The sequence below is a fragment of the Desulfosarcina sp. genome, assembly GCF_033791525.1.
GTDB lineage: Bacteria > Desulfobacterota > Desulfobacteria > Desulfobacterales > Desulfosarcinaceae > Desulfosarcina.
In genome coordinates this window covers 1-10,749 of sequence record NZ_JASJGN010000047.1, presented here as the reverse complement: position 1 = coordinate 10,749, position 10,749 = coordinate 1, and the positions used below count along the sequence as shown (strand labels likewise).

The window sequence follows — 10,749 nt, the reverse complement described above, 5'->3', positions numbered from 1 at the left end:
AAACGATGATTTCGATCAGGGTAAACCCGGTATCACCCTTCAATCGGTGACAATTTTGAACCGCGATAGCGAGCGCATTCCTCGCCGCTTGTCGGAGCAAAGCGAAGATCCCGCCACCGGGGTCGGAATGAAGCAGAGATCCCGAGCATCGGGGCGGCGGGGTTAGCGAGCGAACTGAAAATAGACATTCATCCTTACGGTGCTGCGTAAGCACTGCCGTTACAGGCAGAACATTCCCCGCGGCTTGCCGCGGGGAGGGTTCAATTGCAGTCACTGCCGGCTTTATCTGATTCATAGTCGTATCATCGGGTAAACAGCGACGTTAGTGAATGGTCGCCGATTGAAATCGTTACCTTCAATATCCGGCAATCCGGTGTGTTGCAGGGCACTTCGGCCTGGCTGCCGTCGAATAGGATGTACTTACTGTCGGTTAGTGCATAGGACCCATAAAATCCGGGGGTCTCAACCCTCGTTTTAAAGGTCTCAAGGGGCGTGTTGTCGGTAAGCAGCAACTGCTTGTAGTCTGCATTCATGCTTTCAAAGATGCTATGCAGGGCCATACCTTCCTGCATGGATATAATTGGCTCTGCGCTCCTGGACATGCTGGTTCCCATGAACTGCACCAGCATGACCGAAAGGATGGCGGTAACGGTTAGAGTGACAATGATTTCGATCAGAGTAAATCCCGATTGATCCGATAGTGTTGATTTCATGGGATGAATCCCGTGTTGCGGGTGACGAGAATGGTTGTGGTCGCCCCCCCGCCGGCCGACAGTGTCAATGACAAATTGCTTGCCAGAAAAGCTTCTCCATTGTTGTCGGAACAGGGGCTGCCCCGATGATTAAAAGTAAGGGTTGTCGGCGTCAGCGTCAGTTTATATTGCATGAGGTCCACCGTATCGGATTCCTCGCCGGGCAGGTCTCGTTTTTGGTTTATGGGATCTCCGTCGACAAATAGCCAGTAAGACTGCCCGGTGGCATCGCAGCGTATTCCCCATATTCGATCGGAACTCATGGACCGGGACTGGGCATAACGGATATGGGATTTGATGACCTCGGTCTGGGCCAGAAGATCGGTCTGGCCGATATCGCTGCGGCCGATAACTATCACGCTGATGATGCCGATGATGATCAGCACGACGAGTACTTCCAATGGGGTAAAACCCATCTGATCCCGTGATTGGTAAAATGGCGGCATGTCATTTGAATATCAGATGTTAAGACCGAATAAAACCTCAAATCAGATGGGCTGCCGCTTTTCAACCCACCGACGCCGTCAGTTCTTAACGAATTGTATTTACCTTGATTTTAACGTAATAAAGGGGCAGGCAAAAAAAACGGTCCGTTTACATGCGACAAAAGACTTGAGATGCAAGGCCGGGATGTGAACCCACAGAATCCTTCGACCCGTTGCGAACCGGAAAAAACAGTCAATGCGTCTGAAGACACCCTTTCTCGCACTGTCGTTCAATCTACCAGGCAGACGGTTACTGCCCTGCTATTTTTTCTCGTCGTGCTTCTCCTGGTATACGTACCAAGCTTTTCAGGCATCTGGATTTACGACGACATACCGAATATCCTGGAAAATGACAACGTTCATTTAGAACAGATCAGTGTCGCCTCCCTGAAAAAAGCCTTTATTTTTAAATCGCAAGACCTATCTGCCACCGAAAGGGTCCAGCGACCGCTATCCTACCTGAGCTTTGCCCTGAACTGGTATGTGGGAAAGAATCAGGTGTTCGGTTATCACCTGGTCAATTTTTTAATCCATTTTACCGCCACCGTGTTTCTATATCTATTCATCAAAAACTCCCTGATGTTGCCAATATTTGACAACAAATATCACGACTCGGCTCACACTGCGGCCTTTTTATCATCTATCATTTGGGCCATTCATCCCATTCATGTCACGGCGGTGACCTATATCGTTCAGCGAATGGCCTCCATGGCAGGCATGTTCACCATCATGAGTATGTATGGGTATCTCAAAGCAAGAACCGCCCGAACAGTTAGGGGAACGATTGGCGGATACGCCGCCTGTGGATTGTGCGCACTGACTGCCTTCGCAACCAAGCAGAACAGCGCCATGCTGCCCGTCTCGCTGTTTTTGTATGAAATGATAATGATCAGGGGGATGGCCCATATCGATTTAAAAAAAATGGTACGATGGGGGCTGCCGGCGCTGGCCATGGTGATCCTTGTCGGCCTGATCTTAACCGATCCGACCCACCTGCTCGACGGCTATGAAAATCGGCCCTTTACACTCGTTGAAAGGCTGATGACTGAATCGCGGGTGGTGATAATTTACCTGAAAATGCTGTATTATCCGCTGCTTTCCGAACTGACCCTGGTTCATGATATTGAGGTCTCGACGTCCCTTTGGTCACCCTGGACGACCCTGCCGTCCATCATCCTGGTGGTCGCGTCTTTTTCCACCGCCTTGTTTTGGCTGTCGAAACGGCAGCCGATCATCGCCTTTGGCATTGTCTTTTTCTTCGTCAACCATGCCATCGAAGGATCTTTTATTGGCCTCGAACTGATCTACGAACACCGCAACTACATCCCCTCCATGCTGCTGTTTTTGATTCCGGTGATACTGTTTCTCAAAACCCTGAACTATTTTTCATACAGCCGGAAATTCCAGATGCTGTTTGTGGTCACTGGCGCTGTAGTCCTGGCGTCCATCGGGCACTCCACCCACGCTTACAGCAATCTGTTTCGTCATGGTCTGATATTCTGGAGGGACAACGCCAACAAATCACCCCACTTGAGCGTCGTGCAGAACAACTACGGCATCGAGCTGATGAAACATGGCTTCAACGAAAAGGCTTTTCAGGCGCTTCAGCGGTCAGAAACAATAGACCGGTATTTCAACCTTTCGCAGAAAGGTGTGACCTACCACAACTTGGGATTATATTACGAAACCATTGAAAACGACTATCAGCAGGCCCTGTCTTATTTTAAAAAGGCCACCGAAATCACCTTGAATTCCAAAACCATGTGGTTGGCCTATTCCATGTGCGAACTGGTCAACGGAAATGTGGAAGAGGCCGAGGCACACCTCGAGGCGTGCCTCAATAAATGGCCGGATGACCCCGAAATTCTAACGGCAATGGGAAAAATCCAACTGTTGAAGGGAAACACGGATACGGCGTTTGCCTATGCCCGGCAAGCCCGCGTGGCCTTGACCGGAGCCGTAGGGCCGTTGGCCATTTTCGGTGAAAGATATCGGTTGCAGGGAATGCGGGCCAAGGCTGTTTTTTTCTGGCAGGCCTATCGAAGCGAACGGCCAGGCAGCCTGGTCGCGGCATTGATGCTATGCGAACTTTACTATCAGGCCGGCAATTACGATCGGCTCAGCCGCGTTGTTGCCGATCTTACGGCTGCAAAAGGCGACAGGGCGTGGGATCTGTGGCTGCAAGAGGGCCTAACCCGTGCCAAACTGTCTGAAGCGGTGGTTTATACCCGAAATCCGGCGTATATTCTATCGGTGATTTCGTATTCGTTAAGTCGGGAATCAGAAAAAGCAGGAAAAGGCCGCTGAGCGCAGACGACCGTTTCCCGAAGCACATGGTAATTATAAAATAGAAGCAAAGGCAGGGAATCAGGGTGAACCGGGGCGTGGAACTGACTTGCTCCTTGTATTACCGTCAAGCGGGGTACCAGCATTACCGGTAACAAGCATCGTAATCGTATTACTAGCGACGCCTGTGGTTAAAGTGAAGTCACCGAGATTGGTTCCGATGGTGGTATTGTCATAGATGATCTCACCCGGTGTGTCGCCTAAAAGTAACTGCTTGGCAAAATGCTGATTGACCCGTCCAATACCTTCACCCAGGGCGGCATCCAGGGCTTTGGTCCGGGCTTCTTCCTGGAGGTTGAAATATTTAGGTATGGCAACGGCAGCCAATATCCCTAAAATGACCAACACAGCAATAATTTCAACGAGGGTAAAACCCTTCTGGCTCTCGAGCACATTTTTCAATTTTTGATTGTCAATCATATTTCCTCAATTTCCGCATGGAAGAAGGTTGTTGTTATCTCAATAATGAGCACAGACAATGCCAAACTCAAAAAATTATCTGCTTTAGATCAGATAACTATAAGAAAAAATATAAAAAAATTTGGATAAAAATAAATGCACCGATAATTTTTGTCTATATTATTTTCAGAAGAAAAGCAAACCCTACAAATTATGTAGTTTTTTCCTCCGGATTTTGTAGCCTCCCCCGGGGCCGGCTACGGCTTGAATTCCGCGATGTCGATCTGGTGCTTTTTTATTCGATGCCACAAACTTCGTTCTTTAATTCCCAGTAAGTTGGCGGCCTTGACTTGAACACCACCAGATCGGCGAAGCGCATCAACGATTATACGCCGTTCATAGTCCTTGATTTGCACATCCAGATCCGCGTTTCCATTCAAGTTCACCATCATCGCATCGATCGGGGCGTTGGTTGATCCATTGAGGCTTTCATTTCGCTTTATGGAAACGGGCAGGTTGGACGGCAGTATTTTTTTACCTGCCAGAACGGCTGCCGATTCCAATGCATTTTTCAGTTCCCTCACATTTCCAGGCCAATCATTGGTCATCAGCAACTGAAGGGATTCTGACGAGAGGTGGCAGTCTTTGCCCTTCTCATTCAAAAATTTTTCGATCAACAAGGGAATATCTTCTCGTCTATGCCGCAATGGCGGCAGCAGAATGGAAAAAACATTCAGTCGGTAGAACAGGTCTTGGCGAAAGAGGCCAGCCTCAAACATTTTTTCAAGGTTGCGATTCGTGGCGGCAATAAAACGAACGTTGACTTTTGTCGGCTTTATGGCGCCCACTCGCTCGATCGTATGCTCCTCTATGGCCCGAAGCACCTTGGCTTGGGTTTCCAGCAGCATGTCACCGATTTCATCCAAAAAAAGGGTGCCGCCATCAGCCAGCTCGAATTTTCCGGGTTTTTTTATATTTGCACCGGTGAATGCCCCTTTTTCGTAGCCGAACAATTCACTTTCCAACAACGCTTCAGGAATGGCCGCGCAATTAATAGCGATAAAGGGTCGGTCCTGCCGCTTGCTGTGCTGGTGAATGCTTCGGGCAATCAGTTCCTTGCCGGTTCCGGTCTCACCCGTAATCAGCACCGTGGATTCTTTAGGCGCCACTTTGACAATTTGGTTGAACACCCCGCGCATCACCTTGCTTTGGCCGATGATATCCGGAAACAGTTGCCGCGCTTCAACCTTGCCCAGCAATTCCGAAACCTGTTCAAAAACCATGGTAAACTTGCCCATGTCATCGGTGGCCACCGAGGCATGTTTTGGCGGATTTACATTTTTTACAATTCCTAACCCTCTTGTTTTTATAACAAAACGCTTCACTGGATCGATAAGCAATTTTACGATCAGGATGCCGCAGATCAACGTGAATGCGATCAGCAGCATCCCCCACCAAACCACCGGCCATTGAGGGTTTAAGGCCTTTGACAGATAATAGGTCGTCGTATTGTAGGTGACAATGATGGACAAGATGGCGATTCCGGCAAAAATTACCGGAATGATGATATACAGGCTGATATGGAAACGAATATCTTTCATCATTTAACCATTTTCACCATGTCCCACATGGGCAGATAGATGGCCAGCGCAAAGAACAAAACCATGGCCGCCAGACAAACCGTCAGTAGCGGACCGATGGAATCGGAGATCCGTTTCATGGCGAACTCGAGCTCTGAATCATAATGTTCGGCCGCCTCGTGGAGCATTTCATCGAGATTCCCGGATTCTTCACCGATGGCAACCATGTTGATGATGATCGGCGTGAAATAGGGTGACGTGGCCAGCGGACCGGAGATCCCTCGGCCTTCTTCCAGGCGTTCCGTAATATTTTCGAATGCTCTGGACAAGGCCGCGTTGTTGATGGTTTCAGACAGAATGGACATGGTTTCCAGTACGGATATGCCGCTGGTTTGAAGAATGGCAAAAATACTTGCAAACCGTGCCATCGCTGCCTTGCGGACCAACACGCCAAACAACGGCAGATGGAGAAGCAGCCGATCGCGTCTGAATCGCCCGATCTCGCTTTTCAGATAGATATTGATAAAAATACCCAACCCCACAGCCAGCAGGATCAACGCCGGCCAATAGGCGGTCAAGATAGCGTACAACTTCATGCAGATCACCGTGGGCAGGGGCAATTGAAGTCCTGATTTTAAGAAAATAAAGGCGAATTTGGGTATGACCATGGTCAGTAAAATTAGAAACGCCGCCAGCAGGGAGACCATGACGATGGCTGGGTATTGTAGTGCCGATCGGATATCGGTTCTTATTTTATGGTCATGGTCCAGGATATAGATCAGGCGGTCCAGGATTTCGGGCAGGGCTCCGCTGGTTTCACCGGCATGAAGCATGCTGCAATATAACGGAGAAAAAACGGAAGGGTATTTTCTGAATCCGTCATACAGACTCCCACCTTCCCGGATATCCTGAGAAATGGAGACGATAATCCGCTTTAACTTGATGTTTTCGCTCTGATTTTCAAGTACCTGGAGGAGTTTCAGCATGGGGACACCGGCGCGGATCAGTGTCCTGAGTTGCTTGGTGAACAGGATCAATTCTGGCAATTTGACCGTGGTGAGTTTTTCCTGCAGTTCTGTCAGGAAAAAACCAATCCCCGATTTTGACGCATCGGTTATTTTTTGTGGGATATACCCCCGGGCCACGAGTGCATTGGTGGCACCTTCCGCAGAATCAGCATCGATGGCGCCGGACACGGAGCTGCCGTTTTCAGTAATTGCCTGGTAATAAAACTTGGCCATAATAATTGCTTTTTTAAATTTCAGCCTACTACATCATCACCGCGGTTACGGCTTCGTCGAGGGTCGTTTCTCCCTCGATCACTTTTCGTGTGGCATCATCTTTCAGGGTGCGCAGGTGGCCGGATTCCCTGGCGGTCCGCATAATTTCCTGGGATGACGCCCGTTGAAGGATCATCTCTTGAATCTTTTCATCGATGACCAGTATTTCAAATATACCGGTTCGCCCTTTATACCCCTTGTCCATGCAGTTATAGCAGCCTTTTCCCTGAACGAAATCGGCGCCCTGAACCTTATCCAACCCCCAGTAGGATAGGGCGGCCGCGGGTGGCTTCCAGGGTTTTTTGCAAAATGGGCAGACTTTCCGCACCAGGCGCTGGGCAATGGAAACCAGCATCACCGATGAGACGAGAAAGGGCTCGATGCCCATGTCGATAAACCGGGTGATGGCCCCTGCAGCATCGTTGGTGTGAACCGTGCTCAAGACCCGGTGGCCGGTGAGTGCACTTTGAACGGCAATACTGGCCGTTTCCGAGTCGCGAATCTCTCCGACCATGATTACATCCGGATCCTGGCGCATAATGGAGCGCAGGCCGCTGGCAAATGACATCCCCGCTTTACGGTTGAGCTGGATCTGCCGGATTTTGTTTATTCGGTATTCAACGGGGTCTTCAATGGTGATGATATTGATGTCCGGCTGGTTGATCTTCTTGAGTATGGAATACAGCGTCGTGCTCTTGCCGCTTCCGGTGGGGCCCGTGCTCAAAATCATACCGTATGGCTTGTTGATGATCGGATCCAGCTTGAGAATATCTGCTTCGTTCATTCCCAGCTGTTCCAAGGAATAGACACCACCGCTGGTATCGAGCAGTCGCAGCACCATGTTTTCTCCGTAGATGGTGGGAATGGTCGACGCCCGGATATTGATCTCCTTGTTGTCCATGCGAATCGTAAAGCGGCCGTCCTGGGGAATCCGGGAAAGGGAAATATCCATGTTGGACAAAATCTTAAGCCTGGAAATAATTAAAAGAAGCAATGACTTGGGTGGCGCCGGCACCTCATGAAGCTTGCCGTCTACACGGAAGCGAACCTGGACGAAATCCTTTTCCGGCGAGATGTGAATATCACTGGCACCCTCGCGAACGGCCTGGGAGAGGATCGAATTGACCAGGCGAATAACCGGCGCCTCTTCCGCCATATCGTGCAGGGAACTGACTTCAACATCCTCTGAAACGACGGCCATTTCAGCATCCTGGGCGCTCTCGATCTGCATGTCGCTCATGCCGTCCAGCACCCCGCCGATAGCGGAATAGGTGCCGTAAAGGCTCGAAATCATATGATTGAGTTCCTGATAGGTGCAGATTACCGCCTCCACCTCGATATTGGTGAATACTTCAATGGCGTCAAGGGCGTTGATCTCCATAGGGTCGGTCATGGCGATCTTCAGTAGGTTGCTGGTCCGCTCGACAGGTACCAACTGATATTTTTGGCACATCTCAAGCGGGATGACAGCGGACAGAGAGATGTCAATGGGATAGGCGTCCGGTTTGTATTTTTCGATGGTCAGTTGCTGGGAAACCAGGTTCACGATTTCGGAACTGCTGACAATTCCCTCACGCACGAGGTATTCGCCCAACTTCATATTGTTGCGCTTGTGATCGGCAACGGCCTGTTTGAGCTGCTCTTCGGTCAGCAGGCCGCCATCGATGAGCATTTCACCGAGTTTTTTCTTTTCTTTCACATTTTCACCAGCATCCTTTTTGCAACCCTGCGATTGTCAATATCCTCTTCCCAGAAAAGGATCTGAAAAAAGAACGATTTGGTCTGTCCAGCCGGAAACAATTTCGGCGGAACCGGAAAACTCAGCAGGTAAATTTGCCATCATATTTTCGGCTGCGGCCAGATTAAAAAAATAGCCGGCGACATAGATTCCGTATTTCAGTCCGGTTTGATTATTCCACTGGGAAATTATCCGCATCAAGGGCGCGTCTTTATGTTTAGATGCGTTTATCGATTCTCGAAAAGCGGCACCCAAGGATTCGGTTTGATCCACCTTGAGCCACCACAACGGATACGAGCGCTGAACAAACGCTGCCGGAAAGGCCGGAAAGGCAATGGTGTCCCCCACGCGAATGGAATCGGCATGGTCGATGTGGGGGTTGGCATCCAGCACTGCCTTGAGGGTGCTGTCACGAAAATCACCATAGATGATCTTGATCATCAACCCGAGCGTGTCGTTTCTCCGCACGGTCAATGCACCAAGAAGCGACGGTGGTACCGGTTTGAGATGATCCGTTGTTTGCGCCGGCCTATCGGATGTGGCGGTTTCAACAACCGGATCCGTGACCCCTGGCCCGTCGGAAATGGGGGAGGCCTGGGTGGGTGACGGTAATGGCATCTTCTTTGGCGTGGGGGCAAGCAATTCGTCGGTTGGCTGAGTGGTGTCCGCAATCGGAGCATCTGCGTGAGATTGCTGTATCGGTATGGGCCTTTCGGCTACCGCTGTCGACGCTGCCAAAAGCGGCGGTTGCTGGGCTTTCTCCGGCACGGTTGTCGAGTGGTTGCCGGTGACCTTAGGGGAGATTGATGGAAGCCACCCGGGGATAACCATGACCACCATTCCGATGACAGCGGATAAAACCAGGGCCGAGTAGACCAGGATCCGGCGACCACGGCGGGCTTGCCCGCGCTGGACCAACGACCGGTCCGTGCAGGACCGAACCAAGCGCCAGCTCACCCGGGAGCGGTTCTGGACAATCAGCGCCAGCATGCATTGGTGGCACAAGTTAATAATTTTTCTGGGGTAGCCGCCCGTCGAGCGGTATATGGCAAGCAGGGCCAGTCCCGTGAACAACTGCGGCGGATGGGGTTGACCGCTGGCATGTTTGATCCGGAAACTGATCATCTGACGGGTGTCGGCAAGGCTCATCGGTCCCAGAAAATGGATCAGGTTCACCCGATCGGCCAGATTGGCGTGACGGTCCAGAATCTCCTGGAATTCCTCCTGGGCGAATAGAACGATTTGAAGCAGTTTATGGTCATTGGTTTCGTAGTTTAAGAGTTCCCTCAGGATTTCAAGGCAGAAGAGGGGAAGCTTCTGGCCCTCGTCGATGATCAGAACGATGGTTTTGTCCTCATCCACGCCCTTTTGAAACAGATGATGCTTGATCTGTTCCCTGAAATGGTGCTCGTCGCTGCCGGAGACGCGTTTGCCGACGACCATGGAACAGATGCTTTCCAGAAAGGTCAGCGGGGAGTTGAAGGAAGGATCCAGAATCAGGTGGGACTCGATGGACCGGTCGGAAGCGAATTTATTAAGCAATGTCCGGCACAGCGTGGTTTTACCGGCACCCACCGCACCGATGACGATGTTGAGTCCCCGCTTCAGTCGAAGGGCCAGCTCGAGCTTCTGCAGGCAATCCACATGCTGTCTGGACTGGAAAAAAAAATCCGGGTCCGGGGAGTTGGAGAAGGGTTCCCGATCCAGGTTGAGTATGCTGAAATAATCCATAAAAGCAATTGAACCCTACCCGCGGCAAGCCGCGGGGAATGTGCTGCCTGTAACGGCAGTGCTGCGCAGCACCGTTGGGATAAAAAATCGATTTCCAGTTCGCTCGCTAACCCCGCCGACCCGATGCTCGGGATTTCTGCTTCACTCCGACCCCGGTGGCGGGATCTCCGCTTTGCTCCGACAAGCGGCGGGGAAAGCGCTCGCTATCACGGTTCAGTGGCGACGCATGAATCTTAATAAACGCCCCGCCCGTCCATAGGTCGATTATTGAGCTGGTGCCGCCTCGACCGGTTTCCTGGGCGCCACGGTCACCGTTGGCCGTTTTTTCAAAATATGGGGCGTAATAAATATTAAAAGTTCATCCAACTGCCGGTTCTTGGATTCACCCTTAAACAGATATCCGAGGCCTGGGATGTTTCTAAGCCAGGGTATGCCGTA

General features: G+C 50.8%; 9 protein-coding genes. 1 reads left to right on the top strand and 8 read right to left on the bottom strand.

What is annotated here, in order from left to right:
* Positions 1-302: 302 nt before the first annotated feature.
* Positions 303-713: a type II secretion system protein gene (locus tag QNK41_RS02475; RefSeq protein WP_319253401.1), complete on the bottom strand. Its 411-nt coding sequence runs from the start codon at positions 711-713 to the stop codon at positions 303-305.
* Positions 710-1,198, bottom strand: coding sequence for a prepilin-type N-terminal cleavage/methylation domain-containing protein (locus QNK41_RS02470; protein WP_319253399.1), 489 nt, complete (start codon positions 1,196-1,198; stop codon positions 710-712). Before QNK41_RS02470 ends, QNK41_RS02475 begins: the two co-directional genes overlap by 4 nt.
* Before the next feature lie 186 nt (positions 1,199-1,384).
* Between QNK41_RS02470 and QNK41_RS02465 the strand changes: the two genes are divergently transcribed.
* Positions 1,385-3,544 (top strand): tetratricopeptide repeat protein, encoded by a 2,160-nt coding sequence (locus QNK41_RS02465; RefSeq protein ID WP_319253397.1) that lies wholly within the window; start codon positions 1,385-1,387, stop codon positions 3,542-3,544.
* A gap of 60 nt (positions 3,545-3,604) precedes the next feature.
* Here the strand turns inward: QNK41_RS02465 and QNK41_RS02460 are convergent, their stop codons facing one another.
* From QNK41_RS02460 to QNK41_RS22910, 6 genes are all read right to left on the bottom strand, one after another.
* Positions 3,605-4,003, bottom strand: coding sequence for a prepilin-type N-terminal cleavage/methylation domain-containing protein (locus QNK41_RS02460; protein WP_319253395.1), 399 nt, complete (start codon positions 4,001-4,003; stop codon positions 3,605-3,607).
* Between the two features lie 236 nt (positions 4,004-4,239).
* Complete coding sequence (locus QNK41_RS02455) at positions 4,240-5,586, bottom strand: sigma-54 interaction domain-containing protein (protein WP_319253393.1); 1,347 nt, start codon at positions 5,584-5,586, stop codon at positions 4,240-4,242.
* Complete coding sequence (locus tag QNK41_RS02450) at positions 5,583-6,803, bottom strand: type II secretion system F family protein (RefSeq protein WP_319253390.1); 1,221 nt, start codon at positions 6,801-6,803, stop codon at positions 5,583-5,585. The genes QNK41_RS02455 and QNK41_RS02450 overlap by 4 nt, the downstream gene beginning before the upstream one ends.
* 28 nt (positions 6,804-6,831) lie before the next feature.
* Positions 6,832-8,541 carry a GspE/PulE family protein gene (locus QNK41_RS02445; protein WP_319253387.1) on the bottom strand — a complete coding sequence of 570 codons (1,710 nt, stop codon included), beginning with the start codon at positions 8,539-8,541 and terminating at the stop codon, positions 6,832-6,834.
* A gap of 36 nt (positions 8,542-8,577) precedes the next feature.
* Complete coding sequence (locus QNK41_RS02440; RefSeq protein WP_319253385.1) at positions 8,578-10,311, bottom strand: AAA family ATPase; 1,734 nt, start codon at positions 10,309-10,311, stop codon at positions 8,578-8,580.
* 264 nt (positions 10,312-10,575) lie between these two features.
* Complete coding sequence (locus QNK41_RS22910; RefSeq protein WP_413815104.1) at positions 10,576-10,743, bottom strand: hypothetical protein; 168 nt, start codon at positions 10,741-10,743, stop codon at positions 10,576-10,578.
* Positions 10,744-10,749 lie beyond the last annotated feature (6 nt).